The following is an 18233-nucleotide window of genomic DNA, read 5'->3' on the forward strand; positions in this document are numbered from 1 at the left end:
CAATACAGATAAAAATATAACGGATTCATTTAATGATACGCCAGTAGTATTGAGCCCGAGCCCGTTTGCGAGCCCGCGCCCGAAAACTTTTTGAGAGCGACAGAAAGTGATTTATTGGTTCAATACTAGTTTTTTGCGATGGAAAAAGAAACTTTGCTTCTTTGATAAATTGTTAGTGAAAGTTTCGCAAACGGGCTCGCAAACAGGCTCGGGCTCGAAAAAACACACAATATTTTGAATGATGACACGCCCTAGTCTTTTTTAGAAAAAATGTAAACTTTTCTATTTTTAAACGACTACAGACAACAATCACGATATTTTGGTTAAGAACCTAATCCAAAAACAAGAGATAGCAGTTGTAATAACTATAAAATAAACATTGCATCCCCGTAGCTAAAAAAACGATATTTTTCTTTTATAGCCTCGTTGTAAGCACGTAATATAAAATCTTTATCTGCAAAAGCAGAAATCAATAACAATAAAGTACTTTTAGGTAGATGAAAATTAGTAATAAGAGCTTGCATTGCTTGGAAGTGATACCCTGGATATATAAATATATCCGTAATTCCATTTTGTTTTTTTACAACTCCATTGTTTGTTGCACTCTCGATTGCTCGACATGAAGTCGTTCCAACGCAAATAATACGTTTTTTATTGATCAAAGCCTTGTTAAGAATATTTGCTGTTTCTACGGGTATACTGTAATATTCTTCATGCATCTTATGTTCCAGTATATTTTCTGTACGCATGGGTAAAAAAGTTCCTAAACCAACGTGAAGAACAACGTTTTTAACTATCACTCCGCGCTTTTTGAGCTGCTCCAAGAGATCCACAGAAAAGTGCAAACCCGCAGTTGGCGCAGCAATTGCACCTAGTTCATTTGCATAAACAGTTTGATAACGGTCTTGATCATCAACAGGAGAAACAATATTTTTTCTCTTTATATATGGCGGTAGTGGAGGTTCACCTAATTCGTTTAGTATATCCATAACCTTATGTTTGCCAAAATCAACAACCCAATGTTGTTCTTGACGTTCAACGACCACTACGTTATAGTCATCAAAATGATAACATTCATTGATAGATGGTCTTTTTCGTGTTTTTATAAACACCTTAGCTCTATAATCATCCATCTCTATAACTAGCATTTCAACTCTTGCGCCCGTTGTTCTTTGGCCAATTAGCTTTGCTGGAAGAACTTTGGTTGTATTTATTATAAGAATATCTCCCTCTTGGAAATATTCAACTATTTCACTAAAAGAAGAATGATGATTAATTGTTTTTTTAAAACGATCTAAAACCATCAATCTTGAAGAAACTCTATTAACAACAGGAGCTTGGGCGATTAGTTCTTGAGGTAATTCATAATCAAATTCAGATAAATTCATGATGAACCTTTGTAATTTTTAATAAAAATAGCTTATTCGAATAGGTAATGCCCATCTCTACGAATATGTTCACTAAAAAGGATTTGAGTAATGTCTCGTGAAATATTATTAACTCTTTATTTTGTTATTCTGTGTGTTTTATCCGCATATGGCCTTCATCGTTACCAACTTTTATATTTGTATTACAAATACAAAAGGCAACCCCAAAAACCAAGAAAAAAATTTGAGATATTGCCTCGCGTTACAATTCAACTTCCAATATACAACGAAATGTACGTCGTCGAAAGACTAATTGACAGTATTGTAGCAATAGACTACCCAAAAGAACTATTAGAAATACAAGTTCTAGATGATTCAACAGACGAAACAAACAATATTTGCCAAAAAAAGGTAGAAGAATATCAAGAACAAGAAGTAAACATAAGTTATATTCATCGTAAAGATCGCTCTGGATTTAAAGCAGGTGCCCTAGAAAATGGAATGAAAACAGCAACGGGTGACTTCATTGCTATATTTGATGCCGATTTTTTACCTTGTTCTGATTTTCTGCACAATACAGTACATTACTTCACCGACGACAAGGTTGGGCTAATTCAAACTCGTTGGGAACATATAAACCGACACGACTCACTTCTTACAGAAGTTCAATCTATTTTTCTAGATGGCCATTTTATGATAGAACAAACTGCTCGCAATAGCAGTGGGCGTTTCTTTAATTTTAATGGTACAGCAGGTATCTGGCGTAAAACGACAATAATAGATGCTGGTGGTTGGGAACACGATACACTGACTGAGGACATGGACTTATCTTTTCGCGCTCAAATCAAAGATTGGAAATTTATTTTCTTACCTTACACAGTAGCCCCAGCAGAACTTCCGATGACAATTAGTGCATTCAAAAGCCAACAACATCGCTGGGCAAAAGGAACAATTCAAGTTTGCAAAAAACTTCTTATTCCCATACTAAAAAGCCAGGTGCCATTCAAAGCAAAGGTGGAAGCGTTCATCCAGCTTACCAACAATTTCGTATATCTTTTGATGTTTTTGTTTTCACTATTGATGTTCCCAGCTCTTGTATATCGTGCACAAAGCGGTTGGTACACTCTACTTCTTATAGATCTCCCTCTATTTCTTGCTGCAACTATTTCTATCAATAGTTTCTATGCGGCTTCGCAAATAGAAATACACAAAAAATGGTTACATCGAATTAAATACTTACCTTTTGTAACAGCCATTGGTATAGGGCTTTGTATCAGTAACAGTAAAGCAGTACTTGAAGCGCTTTTTAATCACAAAACCGGATTTGTAAGAACCCCAAAATACAATGCTAAAAATAGCCAAGAAAAAACATCTCGCCGTTACAAAGTAAAACACAATATACTACCATATATAGAGTTATCATTGGCCACATACTTTGCTTTTATTATTTATTCCGCTTATACAATCAAAGCTTATGTTGCAATACCTTTCTTGCTTTTATTTTTTTATGGATATTCGTATATGGCAGCAGTAACTCTTTGGGAAAAACTTACTATTTCTCATAAGAATGCCCACATAGAAACAGGTGAAGTAAATCAACTAAAAGAAGCTTGTTAAGGAAATCATATGAATTACATTGTTTGGGCAATACCCGTTTTTTTCTTATTCATGGTTATTGAGATTATCGCTGCCAAGATAGAAGGAAAAAAAGTATACAGATTAAACGACTCAATAAATGATCTAAGCTGCGGAGTATTAGAACAAGTAATACTTGCTTTTGTAAAAACATTCTTGTTCGGTATTTATGTTCTCATATTTGAATTTTTTGTAGCAAAGAATTGGCATATCTTCAATATTGAGCCATCCTTACTTTCCTGGACTATTTTGTTTATTCTTGTTGATTTCCTGTATTACTGGGCGCATCGTTTCTCCCATACAACAGCTATTGGTTGGGCTGGGCATGCGGTTCACCATCAAAGTGAGGAATTTAATCTTTCCGTAGCCTTACGCCAAGGAACACTTCAACCATTTTTTACTTTTATTTTCTATTTACCTTTGGCGGCGTTTGGATTTCTTCCTGCAATGTTTTTAATTGCAAAATCAGCGAATACTTTATATCAATTTTGGATTCATACGCGATTAATTAATACAATGGGACCACTGGAATGGTTTATGAATACTCCTTCTCACCATAGAGTCCATCATGGAAAAAACGAACAATACATTGATAAAAATTATGCTGGCATTTTTATCATTTGGGACCGCTTATTCGGTTCCTTTGAAAAAGAAGATATTCACCCAGCATATGGTGTTCTTACTCCACTCAAAAGCTGGAATCCCGTTTGGGCGAATCTAAGCTATTTTTTACACTTGGGAAAATTGTCTATTCGCAGTCCTTTTTTCATAGATAAAGTAAAAGTTTGGTTTATGCCTCCAGGATGGGGTCCGCGTAAAATGCCAGAAGAAAATGCTCCCGATCCTTCTACGTTGTACGATAAATACGACCCTAAAATTCCGTTAAATATTTCTATTTATGCAACACTTCAATTTGCAATGACAACAATTGGTACCTTATATTTGTTAAGCCAAATGAAAAATATGCACTATGAAAAATATGCAATAGCCACTTTAATTATTGTATCATTAATCAACATAGGAGGAATTTTTGACAAAAAAACTTGGGCTGTTTACACAGAAGTATTGCGCTTATATTCTATAGCTATTTTTACTACAGTCCATTACTACAATAGTCCAATGTTTTTTCCTATCGTTTTTACGGTATTTATTGTAGCAACTCTCTTTAGTCTTTGGATACAATATAAATGGCCTACAAAAAGGAGTGATAATGCATTCAGCAAAGAAAAAACTTGAACAAGGTTTTAAAGGAATAGAAAAAGATATAATTATATCATCTACTTTTGGAGTTATTATCGCCACTGTTCTAACACTGCTTTTTTACGGCATCTCTTTCGTTGCCGTCAATGTTGCTTTGGCAAAACGTAAGATAGACCCTATACCATGGGATGAATTTACTCCATTTTTTGTTATCGGTTTTATTGCCCTAATGATTATGTGTAAACATTATCAGCCAAAAGAACATGAAAAAACTAACCTTTCTAAATACCACATGATTTTAAATGCTTCCATGATAGTCCCAAATTTTGTGAACCAAAATGCCCAAGATATATTTGATTTATTTCAGCTAAAAAGTAGTAGTTACTCACTTGATCTTGCCATAGAAATACTTAAAATGTCAAAAAAAGGTACCGCTGTTAAAGAAATCTACAGTAAACACGAGTTTCGTTACAAAGGGGGACAAGTACGCTTAACAATCTCTTTATTAGAAAAAGCAGAATTTATATTTATTAACAAAACAAAATGGGAATGCTTTACTACAGAAGGAGGAGATAGGGTATTATTAGAGTGGAGACAACAAAACGATAACTAAATTGCCTATTCAATCACAATATTACAAAATGTAACACTCTAGAAAAAAATACACAAAGTAAGTATCCTCAAAACAATAATAGTGATTTAAGATAATGTTTTTAAAATTAAATTTTATATTCTTTACTTTTGAGCCGTCTACTACAAAGTAACTCGATTCCTTCGATATCCCAAACAAAAATAAATCATCATTTTTTTTGCAAAAAAAGCTATACGGCATTAAATTTGCTTATAACCGAAGCAAAGAATTTACTTAAAATCAAAAAGAAAATATTGTAGAATGTTAAAAGTGATACATTGAATCGTTCTCAATGTACAAAACTCTCTCAAAAAGGAAATTATTAATGCAAAAATTTCTATCCATTCTTTTGGTTCTTGCTGTATGCGCTACTCCAATGTTCGCAGACGCAATCATTGGCCAAGACTTACAGAATGCAATGAACACCGAACGTGGTGATTTACAAGTTATTGTAACTTTGAAAAAAGATGCAAACGTTGAAGCAACACGTGGTGCTAACAAAGCACAAGTCCTAGACGTTCTTGCACAACAGTGTGAAGCTGACCAACACTTTGTAAAAGGCCTATGCGCTAAACTACAAAGCGAAGGTACTGTTAGCGAAATAGTTCAGTTTGATATGTCAAACTGTATTTCTATCAAAGCTGCATCTAGCGCTGTTCAAGAACTAGCTCTACACAGTGACATCTACAGTCTTACTTTAGACGCTGAGCAAACAATGATCGATCCGCTTGCTGGTGAAGAAGTAAGAGCTACTTGGGGATTAAATCACATTAGAGCTGCTCAAAACAAAGGTCACAAAGGCGACGGCGTAGTTGTTGCGATTGTTGACACTGGTATCCAAACTAATCACTCAGGTTTCGCTCCTGGTCAAGTTATCAAAAGCAAATGTAAATCTTTCATCTCTGGTGAAGGAATTGAAGATGGTAACGGTCACGGAACTCACTGTGCTGGAACAGTTGGAAGTCCACAATACGGTGTTGCAACTGGCGCTAAACTAATTGGCGTAAAAGTTCTTAGTGCTTCTGGTTCTGGTAGCTGGACATCTGTTGCTGGTGGTGTTGAGTATGCAGCAAAAAATGCTGATGTTATTAGCATGAGCCTTGGTGGAACTGACAACGGTTTCGATAACCCTGCTGCACGCGCTGTTCGCAACGCAATTGCTGCTGGCATCCCTTGTGCAATTGCTGCTGGTAACAGTGGTGCTTCTGCAAAAACAATTGGTACTCCTGGTTGTGAAAAACCTGCTATCACAGTTGGTGCTATTCAACAAGGTGGAACTATCGCTCGTTTCAGTAGTCGTGGACCAACACAAAAAGGTCTTCAAAAGCCAGACATCACAGCTCCTGGTGTAAACGTAATGTCTCTATGGATTGGTAACGGAACAAGATCTATTTCTGGTACTTCTATGGCTACACCTCACGTTGCTGGACTATGTGCTGTTCTTTTGAGTGCAAACTCAGGAATGAATCCTGCAGCTATCAAGAAAGTTCTAATGAGCACTGCTAAAGGAACAAAGCAAGTTAACGTTCATGGTGAAGGCTGCATCGACGTTCCTAACGCTCTAAATGCAACAATGGCTCTAGTTGAAATGGGTGTTAACACTCGTGGAAATGCAAGCACAATGCGTTTAGAAAAAGAAATTGAAGTTGACATCGTTGATGGTAACGTTAATTTCACTAAAGATATCGACGCTCCTTTCGAAGTAACAATCACTGGTCTAAAAGCTGATTTTTCTTGTGACAATGCTGTAATCTCTATTGATGGCAATGTTGTTAAAGAAGGTGCAGTTAAAGCTAACGTTAAAGAAAAAGTTAGCGTTAAAGTTAGTGGTGGCAAGCATGCTATTCAAGGTAAAGCTGCTGGAACTTCTAAGAAAAACGGAAAAGGAACTATTGTTGTAACTATCAGCCTATGGTAGTCAACACTAGTTATCTAGAGTAGTTGAAAAGAGGCACCACAAATTTGTGGTGTCTTTTTTTTTGACTTATTATAGTTTTTCTTATTTTTTCTTCTTGACATTTATAAAAAATACAATATAATTCTTCATGCACAGTGAAGGTGGCATAGCCAAGTGGCCTAAGGCAGTGGATTGCAAATCCACCATCCCCGGTTCAAATCCGGGTGCCACCTCAAGATCGGGTGAGTGGCGGAATTGGTATACGCGTTGGACTTAAAATCCAATGGACTTCGGTCTGTGCGGGTTCGAGCCCCGCCTCGCCTACTAAAGGAATAAAAGCATTGCTTTTATTCCTTTTTTTTTTGGAATGAATGTTTCTACTCGGTATGACTATTTATAACTTTTGCGAAATTAATTCGTCAATAAAACCAACAAACTTTTGACGGTTTTTATCCATGGTATCCATTACTTCGTGATGAGATAATTCCTGGTCTAACACTCCCGCAGCCATATTAGTAACGCAAGAAATTCCAAGTATTTTTAGCTGTAATTGTCTCGCAACAATAACTTCTGGTACTGTTGACATTCCCACTAAGTCAGCGCCTAAGACCCTCATCATTTTGATTTCAGCTGGGGTTTCAAAATTAGGACCGTGTGTTGCTGCATAGACTCCCTCGTGTAAGATTATATCATGGTTTTTAGCTGTTTCTAAAGCTGCCTCACGTAAATCACCGCTATAACAACGAGTCATATCAACAAAACGCTGGCCAAAAGTTTCTTTACCTCGCAAAGGACTACTTCCGAGTAAATTAATATGATCTTTCAGCAATACAAAATTTCCCACATCATATGCTTTGTTAACCCCACCAGCAGCATTTGTAACGACAAGTGTCTTAATTCCCAAAGAAGCCATTACTCGCACAGGAAAAGTAATATCCTGCATACTATAACCTTCATAGTAATGAAAGCGTCCAGCCATAACACACAAATGTTTTTCACCACATTTTCCAAGCACTAGATTGCCTGCGTGCCCCTCAACAGTAGAAACCGGAAAATTTGGTATTTCCTTATAGGCAATTGCCGTAGAGTTTTGTAAATGCTCTTGGAAAAAACTAAATCCCGAACCTAATATAATTCCTATTTGAGGTGGTGTAGCGTATTTTTCGCGTACATATGAGGCCGCATCTTGTATTTTTTTTTCTGTGTCCATTATATCTCTTTTCTAGTTATCATACAGCGCTTTGTAAGCGTTTTTTATGACAAGAATATGCATTAAATAAACTTAAACTAACACTAACACTAAACAGAGCAAAACTAATACACTGTGCTCCAGTGAGTCCTTCTATTATTAGTGGATTATCTCCCCTAAACATTTCAACGCAAAATCGGCAAACAGAATAAAAACAAATTCCATAAAGAAATACCTGGCCGTCGTATCTTTTTCTTGGGAGCAAAAAACATAAAAATAGAAAAATAATCATATTATATATTGCTGATATTAACTGAGTTGCATATACGCGTGGAAAAAAATTATGGCGAAGATCTTCACTAAACGCTTTAGGTAACATCTCCAAAAAAGAAGAAAGTGACTTAGCTTCTGGAGTATATGAATTCCACAAATAATAAATATTCAGCCCATTTAAATGATGAAAACCACTAGGAGAATTTGTGGGAAATTGATTCGAAAAAAACACTGTCGCTTGACAATCCTTACCAAAACAACATCCATTCATAAAACAACCTACACGTCCAAATGCCAAAGCTAAGAAAGTAACTGTGATTAAAATATCAAATGTTTTTCGCAAAGGCATTTTATATTTTAAAACGTAAAGGCCACAACATAGTAAAGATAATAAAAGGCCTCCATAAACAGTCATTCCCCCGCGATGCAATTTAAAAATTCCCCACGAATACAGATCGAAAGATTCATATAAAAACATAATTCTCGCAAAAAAAATACCACACACAAGCATTCCAATATATGTACTTTTTCTCCGCAACGAAGTATATTTTTTTGCGTAAATTGCATGAAAAAACAACGTGATAGCTATGGTCAAAAAAATAGGTAGGATATAGATTTGTTTAGAACGAAAGTAAAAAGTGATGGTTGTTGCGATTAATAAGGTATAGTAGCGCCGCGATATAAAAATAGTGGCTCCTAAAAAAAAGCCCCATAGTCGCCACCCACCGTCGAAAATATTGAACATTTGCCAATGGTACTGCTCATAAAACTCTATTATGTAAAATAAACGAGAGCCTATTGTACCAGCAATAATAGAAATTGTTGCAAGATGAAAAACACTATGGAGTGGGAGATCGTAGCGCGAAAAACTTTTCAAAGCGACAAATACAGCCAAAAGCGCTCCTATAGCTAAAAGCAAACTAAAAGACTGTACTTGAAGAAAACCAAGTTTTACAAATGGGTACATATCATGACCGATATTTACGTAGTTTTTTAAGAAAAACTTCGAAATCTTTGAATAAAGGAGCAGTAACCGTAATTTTTTCTTGTTTACCTGGATGTAAAAACTCTAATTCACTAGCATGCAATGTTAATCTTGAAACAATAGGTTTCTCTAGACGCTCTTCTTTATGATAGTAAGAAGATTTTAAATCAGAAAGTTTTAGAGTGTTGCGATAACCATACAAAGAATCAATAGCCAAAGGTGTTCCTTGGGATGCCATGTGAACACGTATTTGATGAGTACGACCACTTTCAATTTCTACTTCTAGTAACGCAAAATCACGGAAAAATTCAACTACTTTAAAATGAGTAATCGCTTTTTTGCCTTGTTCTTCTTCCACCATCATACGTGTACTTTTATTAGATACTTGCTTCAAAGGAAGGTTGACTGTTCCCGAATCTGCTGGTGTTCCAGCAACAATTGCTAAATATTTCTTTCTCACTTCGCGTTTTGCAAAAAGGCCGCTGAAGTAACGTTCGAATTCTTTATTTTTCGCAACAATAAGTGCTCCACTAGCTTCTTTATCAATACGATGAACTATACGTGGAATAATCTTATCATTCTTTAAATGATCACGAATACAATCGCGAAATAAAGTGTCGTGAGACCATCTCTCAGGAATAACAGCAATTAAAGGTGGTTTATTTACAACTAAAAACCCCTCATCTTCATACAAAACTTCTATTTTGAGGTTTTGTTGTTTATATTCTTTGTTTTCTTTTGGTAACAGTATGGAAATTTCGTTCTTTTCTCTTATTTGACGATGAATTTTTACAACAGAGCCATTTATCTTAACTAACCCATCGTAAATGAATTTCTTAACAGTGCTCTTTGGAAATTGATGAAGGTGTTGATGTAGGTATTCTTCAATTGTGAATCCTTGGTATTCGGCGGTAACCGTAAAATTGTAGCGTCTTTTCATATTTTTTATAGGCTTGAAAAAGTTTGGGAAGAGCCACTCACCGGACTTGAACCGGTGACCTAGACATTACGAATGCCTCGCTCTGCCAGCTGAGCTAGAGTGGCTTTCGGTGTAATTATTAACAAAAAAATCTATATTTGTCAAGAATGCAAAAAAGATTTTTATAGATTTTCAAAGAAATCTATTTCTTTAGGAATATCTTTAGTTAAAACATCGTGTCCAGAGTCTGTCACTAAGATATCATCCTCTATACGTAGTCCCATGCCACGGAATTCTGCTGGGACATTTTCATCATCGCTTTGAATGTACAATCCAGGTTCAACAGTCAAAACCATTCCAGATTCAAAAATGCGAGATTTACCGCGATAATATGAATTTCCAACATCATGAACATCCAGCCCGAGCCAATGCCCAAATGAATGGGGATAGTACTTTTTATGTTCTTTTCTTTCAACAATCTGCGAAATATCTCCTTTGAGAAAACCTAATTCAACCATACATTCGGCAAGCATGTAATCTATATCATTTACCCACTTATCAATAACAACTCCCGGCTTAATTTTGGCGATAATATTTTTTTGAACATCAAGCAGTTTTTGATAAATCATTCTCTGGCTATCTGTGAATTTTTTATTTATAGGCCAAGTACGACTGACATCAGCACAATAATGTTGGTACTCAGCTCCACTATCCACCAGAACAAAATCCCCAGCCTTTATCTGCATATTGTTATCATTATAGTGTAGTGTAGTTGCATTTGATCCTGCTCCAACAATCGCAGGAAATGCGTTATCGCATCCATTTGTTCTATAAATATGGTGTAAAGTCGCTTCTAATTCATATTCAAAACAATCCGATTTTCCATAGCTAAAAACTGCTTTATAAGCTGCTGCTGTTACCTCGGCAGCACGGCGAATTCTGTCTATTTCACCAGGTGACTTGATGATACGAAGTTCTTGCATTACATCATTCAAATCCCAAATATTATAAGGAACTATTTGCGATGATTTTTTTCGCAAACGTGTAAGTTTACGGAGAAGTATTTTGTCAATATCGCTACTACAACCTAAGGAGTAATATAAAGTCTCACGTCCTAAAAGATATTCGTCTAATTTCTCATCAAATGTTTTTATATCAAAAACTTCGTCAGCGCCAGACTGTGCCTTTATTTCTGAGAATGAAGGCATCTTGCGCTCCCATAAACTCATCATTGGATCAGGAGCAGGCGCAAACAGAAAATAGTTATTTGCCGTCACTATAGCAACATAGCCCACTTCATCAAGACCGGTTAAATAATAGAAATTGCTGTCGCTGCGAAAAACTTCTTTCATTGAATTAGGGTGGTGAGTTATATCACCAGAAAAAAGAATCGCGATACCATTATTTATTTTTTCTGCAAATCTTTTTCTATTTGAACTAAACATTTAATACCTCAATTATCAGAGCGATAAGTTAAGAACATTCCTAGTAAAATTTCGCTATTGTGTCCCTTATTTATTACGGTATATCTTTTGTAGTATTTCCATTATTCTAGATTTTGCTACAGCACTAGGATTACTAAATTTCAACCCCATACGAAACAATGCTTGTGAAGAAACCGGTGAACACCAAATAACAGTTGCAGCAACTTCAACTCCAGGGTTCTTTTCATAAAATAGCTTTAATCGCAGCGGCTCACCTTTAGAGAGCTGGGAAGTAGAAGCAAACGATATACCTGATTGACTGATATTCTCAGCTTTATAGCGCCGGTCATTTATTTTTCCCAGTGTTCCTCGTGCAAATGAAACTTCAACATCTTCTCCATGATAACGACGCTCTAATCTTCTTTCAGCGCCTGAATATTTTTCTTGTTGTTCATGACTCGCCGGTACTGGCTCCCAATTCTGCAAAGATCCTCGCGCTTCTATATGAACACTCTCAAACTCTTTTTTTAATACCTTATTTGTCAGTTTATCCTCTGCTATCGCCGCATTGATTTTACTCATGTCAATTCCCTTGACTTTACCGCCAGAAAAGTGATTCACTCTACGCGCAAATTCTGGCTTGACAATCTCAAGAGGCAAGGTTTTACCGCGACCTGACTTTTTAAATAAATCTTCTACTTCAGGCGATATACGTAGTATCATACTAAGGCCACGTCCAACACAATCTAAATAACTTAAAACAAGTATTTCAATACAAGGAGTAGACAGCTCTTTTAGATTAGAAATATCAATTGCAATAGATTTATTTCCTGTGGAGAGTAGCTTTTGGAAATAAGTAGGAAATTCTTGTACAAAAAGCATTGGCGAAACAAATTTGACTTCTAAACGAGATCCTGCAATATTGAACTGCGGTTCTTCATTCACTTTTCGTTCTACAACTTCAGCAGATGGAATCCATTTTTCCCAATCAGGCTTCTGGTTTTCTAACATCTTAAAACCTAAAACTTTGCCTGTAATAGCCATTTCCAAATATATTTCTAAAGATTTTTTCCACACATTCAAATCAAGAATCTTAACCTCACTCAAGTCAATATAAACATGATTACCACAGTCATTCAACAAATGAATATAATCATCGAGTTGCGCAACATATTGCTCTGGCGAGATCATTCCTACTTCTAAAGTATTTACCACCAACTTAAAAGCAATAGCATCATCCTCTTCTTTTGGAGCAGAAGGGGGAGCTTCTTCTAGCTCATCTTCTTCTGCAACTATTGCAGGTAGTGCAGGATCAGACATATTTAATTTGAAAGCTGGCGGTTCACTTGCTGGTTTTCGCAAGTTAAGTATGGCGGCTTGTGGGTTTTTTGATATTAGATTATGCTGGACTTCATTAACCTTGATAATAAAAACACTACTGTGTTGTATTGTTTGCAAAATAAACAGGTGTATTAAGGTACTTGGAATAGAAGTCAGCTCTGTAACATCAACAATAATACTACCAAATACCTTAATAATTTGACCAATATGGTCTTCTAAATATTCATGGTCAAAATCATCTTCTAAAAATACCTGATTTTTTTCAATAAGAACACCAGGAACTTCTAATTGCGATTGGGTGTTTTCATTAATCATTGATGTAATTTCATTATTAGAAACTACAGTACCTATCTCAAATATATAAAGTTTAGATTGGTCTGTCTGTTTTAAAGTGTGGTAATTTTTAGGATCGAGAATAAAAGTAATTGAATATCCTTGCATTTTCAATGCTTGCGTAAGAAAAGTTAAATGATTCAAATAATCACTGCTTATTTCGGGAGCTGTGACCATATCAACAACGAGGTTCCTTTTCTCTTCAGTAAATACTTTTCGTAAAATCTTTTGGAATTTACTTAATGTATCTCTTTTCGCGAGATAACGAATCTGTATTAGCTCTCCTAAATCTTTCTTTTTCGCCATGTACTCGCCTTAATTTGTAGAAAAAAACTGTTCTAATTCATCTGCCTCTTTTGGCTTAGTTATAGAATACATTACTCCACCAGCAATAATAGAAATCCCACCCATTATTACGCCGAAATTCGAAAGTCCGACACTCATTTCAATTTGCTTAATTAATTTGGGTATTAAATTCCAAGTTGTCTGCGATAAATTCCAGTTAAGTCCTTCAAGTAAAAACGAAACCATTGGAATAGTAATAGCACCTAATGCACTCACTTTTGCCCAGGTTTGTTTTACACAACTACTTGTAACAGAAATATTCTCTATCACTTCGCCAGAATATGCAATTTCAATATTTCCAACTATTTCACCTTCAACAATCGGTGTTACCCAAAATTCTGCAGTAGTCATTTCTGGACTAATATCAATACGCATAGAAGGGGGATACACGGTACAACCTTTTAATGAAGGAGTTACAGTCACTTCAGGTTTAGATTTTTTTACATTTATTTCTGAACGAGACTCTTCCTGCGCAACATAGTCCATAGCTATTTTTTGCAATTTCTCTTTCGAAAAAGCGACAAGTAAAGGAAAAGATTTGAGTGGATTCATTTTCTCATAGTAACGAACAACTATTTTTCTCTTGTAGTAAGTCTCTACGCGCGGTTTTTTTGCTTGATCTGATTTTTCTACTTGTTCAGGCTTCTCTATTTGCTCCATCTTCTCTGTTGTTCCAGAAACAGCCACAATTGCTTGAGAAGCTTCCTCCTCTACATCGTTAACTGCATCCACTATATCTTCCATTTCTTTTTTTTCTTCGGAAGAAGGAAATTCGGGCATTTGTGAAGTAACATTTGTTGATATAGCCTCAGCAGGCATAGATAAAGCATCTTCTTCATCTCGACCAGTTACAACTTCTTCTAATTTCTTTTTTGCTTTGTTCTCTTGAATTTCAGCAGGCTCATTAGTAATTTCTTCTTTTTCTTTCTCCGATTCATCAAGACCGTCAAAAACTTCGTTCTGAGCATTTCCAAACTCATTAATTTGTCCAAAAGTTTTTTCTGCTACACTTTCTTTATTAACTTCTTCTACTACAGTATTGCCTTTAGATCCAATAGTATTAACAGGAACTGTCGCTGCAGTAGGTAGCACGGGTGCAAGATCTGCCGGCTCTGTTGCACTAATTTCTTTATCTTCTTCTTCGGCCTCAAAAGCTTCATCAAAATCTTCATCAACCGCCATTTCAGCAGACGATTCATCCTCTTCATCGTAAATATCTGTCTGCTCTCCATGTTTTTCAACTACAGGAGAAACGGAAATATCAACTTCTTCTACATTTCCAGCAACATCAAATGTCTTTTTTTCTTCAATATTAGATCCACTACCTAAGTCAATTCCTGCTGGGTTTGGTAAATCAACAGAAGCTTTTTTAGCTGGTACTCCGCTACGAAAATGATCTTCCATATCGACAATATCATCTAGGTCATCTTCAGCCGTCATATCAAGCTCAGATATCGCCATATCATCTTCATCATCTTCATCAAACTCATCGTCTTCATCGTCATACTCATCTTCAGCAGATATATTGTCATCTTCAAAATTATTAGGAGATGAATCATGAGTTTCAAGACTTGGAACTTCTTCTGCAGCGCTTTCATCAACAGTTGCTTCCCAGGTATCACTCACTCCAGGTGATTTATCTGAGATTTCAATACCACCTCCTGGAAGACCTAAGTTATTCGTTAATTCACTGCCAACAGTTACATCACCAAATCCACTATCGTTAGAAAACTCATCACTAGCGGAAATAGTAATACCACTACTTTCTTCTCCGTCGCTTCCTCCAAGCGCTTCATTATCTATGGATGTCGCTTCTCCGATACGAGCATCTTCATTCGATACCTCAAAAGGATTAAAGCCACTAAAGTTATCAGGAGCAGGAAACTCAATATTACCCGGTTCATTATTCTCATTTACCTCTGGAGTAGGTGAAGGAATAACAATTGGCTCAGGGGCGGAAACAGGGTCAGGTGTCATAAAAATATTATTTAATCCCCCAACAGCATTTGAAGGTATATCCATTGGTGGTGGTGCTAATAAATCACCTGATTCCATCAACATTTCAGAAGAATCGGCTGGTATATCAGGAATCTGTGGTAGTAGTGGAAAGGGTAAACTATCCAAAGCATCTTTATTTGTCTTTTCAACTTTTAAAATCGTATCCATACCAAGCATTTTAAATAAGTCAAATATTTTTTGAGGGACATTCACCAGAATCAGATCACCATCAGATTCTTTATATCGATCCTGAACTTTTACTAAAACACCAAGTCCAGTACTATTCATATAACCAACGTTAGAAAAGTTAAGAATTAAATACTTACTTCCCTCTGCTGTTAAAGGGTTTAATGATTCCGTTTCAAAAATTTTAACTGTTCTTATATCAATAAAACCTGATAGATATGCAATTGTAACAGTAGAACCATTTGCGAGATGCTCTTTCTCTACTTTAAACGACAATGACATGAATACACCTTTCACAACTCATAGTTACAAGCCTAGTTTTAATATCGTTCCAAATTAATTAGTAGTATAGGCTTGTCATTCAAATTATCTTCAAATCGCAATAAATATATTAAAGGCGCTGAATTCGACAAAGATAAGGAACAACAAACCTGACCAGTATATGCTATATTAGTGCATTAGTTACTAAAAAAATTGGTCATTAATATCTCGCGGCTAAAACGGAATATTTCAATACGATCAAATACTTTTAATATAAGAGATAGTGCTAATTCTTCAGGCTCTAAACTTGGTATAGATGCCCCCACTCCATTACTTGAATTCATTCTACGATGAATAGCGCTTAAAAATGTTTCATAACCAAAACTCTTGCTTGGTGAACTACACCTAAAAGAAATATAGTTACGCGCTTGAACTATTCTCAAGCTCATAAATTCATTGGTGACTTCTCCTGAAAACAAACGCGCAGCTTCATAAACAGCAGGAGGAACAACATTTTGCTTCATTGCTCCAATAGAAGTAAAACTCAATATATTTCCCACAATTTCGTTAATTTGTGATAAATTTTCTTCTGTAGCCAAAAACTGTAAAGTAATGTCTTTACAATTTTTCAAATCTTCCATGTTAATATTATCGTTAATCGAAATCTTTAACTCGCTAGATTTATTGGCGGGCTCCATAAGAAAAAACAAAATTGTGTGTCCAATTTGAATCTTATCCCCCTCGTTTAGGTATTTCCTTTCCACTCGTTTTGCATTAACAAGTGTTCCATTATGGCTTGCTAAATCTTCTACTAAAGTTTCACCACGATCGTCTACATAGAAACAGGCATGATGCCCAGAAACTATCTTACTTGGTAAGACAACAAGGTTACGAGCACTACGTCCAACAGTTACTTTTCCTTGCTTTAGAGAAAAAGCTTCAACAACATTATCAAAGTATTTTACTTTTAAATATGGATCTTTCTCTTCTACTTGTGAAATTTTAGTGGTTGTTTTCTTCTTCGCTTTTGCCCAGAGAGATCGTAAACGACTAACAACTAAGCTATCTTTGCGGTCAGCAAGAAGTTTTTGACCAAGTTTGGTATAATTTTCAACATCAAGCGTTCGCTTTAAAGTAATTCGACCGTCATCATCTTTAAGGAACGATAATTGTTGTAACTGATCTTCGTTATATTCAGTGAAATCCAAACTAAATATATCAATATAAGCCGCCAGGCTGTTATTTGTTGGGCCAAAACCCTTAGCGTATAAATATTCTTTTTCTAGATCATTCACAACCATAGATGCTCTTTGGTAGCGGTGCTCTGGTGCAAAAGAAAGCATACGAGTAATAATCATCGACAGTTCTTTAGGAATGTCTTTTCTTACCCTATGAGGTGGCACTATACTGTTTTTCATCTGCCCGTAAATCACATGAGCTTGATCTTCAAAAGATAGCCTTGGAGAAGCATACATCAAAGGAATGCCTGTCACCGCTTGATATGCTACAAGTCCTAGAGCAAAAATATCAGCTCGTTCATCAATAGGATCATTGCAAATTTGCTCAGGTGCCATGTACATCAATTTTCCAGCCCAGTACTCTGGTTGTTTTTCAGCTAAAACAGCAACTCCAAAGTCAGTGAGTTTACATACACCTTGAGCACTAATAAGGATATTTTCTGGCGATATATCTCGGTGAATAATATATGTATGTGCATAAGATAAAGCACTTGCTATACGACTAATCACAAATGCAGCTAAAGGAATAGGAAAAAGTAAATTCTTTTTAAGATGTTGTACTAAAAGAGAGTGAAAGTCAATTCCTTTGATGTAGTCCATAATAAGCAAAGGTAACTTCTTATCACTTTCTTTTTTCATTTTATCAAGTATACCACCTTGAGCACTACGTCGCATAGAATCTTGCATTCCTTGCGGTAATAAATCGATAGGAACCATTTCCATGCCATATGTCTTCACAACATTTTCATGGCGTAACATCGTAGCGATACTAGCTTCCTGCTTAAGTTTTTCCTCTTCTTCAGGATTAATTGTTCGTAAACATTTGCAAACTACATTGTCAATAACTCCTCCAGTATCTTTTTCAGCTAAAAAAACAATTCCCATACCTCCCTCGCCAATTTTTTTAGCTACTGAGTAACGGGATTCTGAATTAAAAGAGATATTTTCTAATCCTGCCGTAGTTTGATTCATTATACGTTCCTTTTGTGTGCATTTAATCTAATTGTTATC

General features: G+C 35.8%; 12 protein-coding genes and 3 tRNA genes. 6 read left to right on the forward strand and 9 right to left on the reverse strand.

What is annotated here, in order from left to right:
- Positions 1–365: 365 nt before the first annotated feature.
- Positions 366–1388 carry a tRNA preQ1(34) S-adenosylmethionine ribosyltransferase-isomerase QueA gene (gene queA / locus UABHE_RS26815; protein ID WP_372366389.1) on the reverse strand — a complete coding sequence of 341 codons (1023 nt, stop codon included), beginning with the start codon at positions 1386–1388 and terminating at the stop codon, positions 366–368.
- 90 nt (positions 1389–1478) lie between these two features.
- On the opposite strand from queA, the gene UABHE_RS26820 reads away from it, so the two are divergent.
- From UABHE_RS26820 to UABHE_RS26845, 6 genes are all read left to right on the forward strand, one after another.
- Positions 1479–2984, forward strand: a complete 1506-nt coding sequence (locus UABHE_RS26820; RefSeq protein ID WP_372366390.1) for a cellulose synthase family protein — start codon at positions 1479–1481, stop codon at positions 2982–2984.
- A gap of 9 nt (positions 2985–2993) precedes the next feature.
- Positions 2994–4238 (forward strand): sterol desaturase family protein, encoded by a 1245-nt coding sequence (locus tag UABHE_RS26825; RefSeq protein WP_372366391.1) that lies wholly within the window; start codon positions 2994–2996, stop codon positions 4236–4238.
- A complete protein-coding gene (locus UABHE_RS26830) occupies positions 4213–4815 on the forward strand; it encodes a hypothetical protein (protein ID WP_372366392.1) in 603 nt (200 codons plus the stop codon). Before UABHE_RS26825 ends, UABHE_RS26830 begins: the two co-directional genes overlap by 26 nt.
- 343 nt (positions 4816–5158) lie before the next feature.
- A complete protein-coding gene (locus UABHE_RS26835) occupies positions 5159–6751 on the forward strand; it encodes a S8 family serine peptidase (protein WP_372366393.1) in 1593 nt (530 codons plus the stop codon).
- Between the two features lie 139 nt (positions 6752–6890).
- Positions 6891–6963: transfer RNA gene (locus UABHE_RS26840), tRNA-Cys, on the forward strand.
- Positions 6964–6970: 7 nt separating this feature from the next.
- Positions 6971–7054 (forward strand) — tRNA-Leu (locus tag UABHE_RS26845).
- 70 nt (positions 7055–7124) lie between these two features.
- Here UABHE_RS26845 and UABHE_RS26850 read toward each other — a convergent pair.
- From UABHE_RS26850 to UABHE_RS26885, 8 genes are all read right to left on the reverse strand, one after another.
- Positions 7125–7940 carry a purine-nucleoside phosphorylase gene (locus tag UABHE_RS26850; protein WP_372366394.1) on the reverse strand — a complete coding sequence of 272 codons (816 nt, stop codon included), beginning with the start codon at positions 7938–7940 and terminating at the stop codon, positions 7125–7127.
- Positions 7941–7959: 19 nt separating this feature from the next.
- Entirely contained in the window at positions 7960–9159 is a 1200-nt protein-coding gene (locus tag UABHE_RS26855) for a prolipoprotein diacylglyceryl transferase (RefSeq protein ID WP_372366395.1), read from the reverse strand.
- 1 nt (position 9160) lies between these two features.
- Positions 9161–10117 (reverse strand): RluA family pseudouridine synthase, encoded by a 957-nt coding sequence (locus UABHE_RS26860; RefSeq protein WP_372366396.1) that lies wholly within the window; start codon positions 10115–10117, stop codon positions 9161–9163.
- A 31-nt stretch (positions 10118–10148) separates the two neighbouring features.
- Positions 10149–10221 (reverse strand) — tRNA-Thr (locus tag UABHE_RS26865).
- 57 nt (positions 10222–10278) lie between these two features.
- The gene (locus tag UABHE_RS26870; protein WP_372366397.1) at positions 10279–11541 is read right to left on the reverse strand and encodes an aminopeptidase P family protein; all 1263 of its coding nucleotides are present in this window, start codon (positions 11539–11541) and stop codon (positions 10279–10281) included.
- 66 nt (positions 11542–11607) lie between these two features.
- Positions 11608–13500, reverse strand: a complete 1893-nt coding sequence (locus UABHE_RS26875) for a PilZ domain-containing protein (RefSeq protein WP_372366398.1) — start codon at positions 13498–13500, stop codon at positions 11608–11610.
- A 9-nt stretch (positions 13501–13509) separates the two neighbouring features.
- Positions 13510–16005, reverse strand: a complete 2496-nt coding sequence (locus tag UABHE_RS26880; protein WP_372366399.1) for an STAS domain-containing protein — start codon at positions 16003–16005, stop codon at positions 13510–13512.
- 176 nt (positions 16006–16181) lie between these two features.
- Complete coding sequence (locus UABHE_RS26885; RefSeq protein WP_372366400.1) at positions 16182–18194, reverse strand: protein kinase; 2013 nt, start codon at positions 18192–18194, stop codon at positions 16182–16184.
- Positions 18195–18233: the final 39 nt, after the last annotated feature.

The sequence above is a fragment of the Candidatus Uabimicrobium helgolandensis genome (assembly GCF_041508025.1).
Taxonomy (GTDB): domain Bacteria; phylum Planctomycetota; class Uabimicrobiia; order Uabimicrobiales; family Uabimicrobiaceae; genus Uabimicrobium; species Uabimicrobium helgolandensis.

Bases quoted from the DNA above. Each gene is read 5' to 3' on its own strand.
- queA (WP_372366389.1), bottom strand. From the start codon at position 1,388: ATGAATTTATCTGAATTTGATTATGAATTACCTCAAGAACTAATCGCC.
- UABHE_RS26820 (WP_372366390.1), top strand. From the start codon at position 1,479: ATGTCTCGTGAAATATTATTAACTCTTTATTTTGTTATTCTGTGTGTT.
- UABHE_RS26885 (WP_372366400.1), bottom strand. From the start codon at position 18,194: ATGAATCAAACTACGGCAGGATTAGAAAATATCTCTTTTAATTCAGAA.
- UABHE_RS26830 (WP_372366392.1), top strand. From the start codon at position 4,213: ATGCATTCAGCAAAGAAAAAACTTGAACAAGGTTTTAAAGGAATAGAA.
- UABHE_RS26870 (WP_372366397.1), bottom strand. From the start codon at position 11,541: ATGTTTAGTTCAAATAGAAAAAGATTTGCAGAAAAAATAAATAATGGT.
- UABHE_RS26825 (WP_372366391.1), top strand. From the start codon at position 2,994: ATGAATTACATTGTTTGGGCAATACCCGTTTTTTTCTTATTCATGGTT.
- UABHE_RS26860 (WP_372366396.1), bottom strand. From the start codon at position 10,117: ATGAAAAGACGCTACAATTTTACGGTTACCGCCGAATACCAAGGATTC.
- UABHE_RS26875 (WP_372366398.1), bottom strand. From the start codon at position 13,500: ATGGCGAAAAAGAAAGATTTAGGAGAGCTAATACAGATTCGTTATCTC.
- UABHE_RS26880 (WP_372366399.1), bottom strand. From the start codon at position 16,005: ATGTCATTGTCGTTTAAAGTAGAGAAAGAGCATCTCGCAAATGGTTCT.
- UABHE_RS26855 (WP_372366395.1), bottom strand. From the start codon at position 9,159: ATGTACCCATTTGTAAAACTTGGTTTTCTTCAAGTACAGTCTTTTAGT.
- UABHE_RS26850 (WP_372366394.1), bottom strand. From the start codon at position 7,940: ATGGACACAGAAAAAAAAATACAAGATGCGGCCTCATATGTACGCGAA.
- UABHE_RS26835 (WP_372366393.1), top strand. From the start codon at position 5,159: ATGCAAAAATTTCTATCCATTCTTTTGGTTCTTGCTGTATGCGCTACT.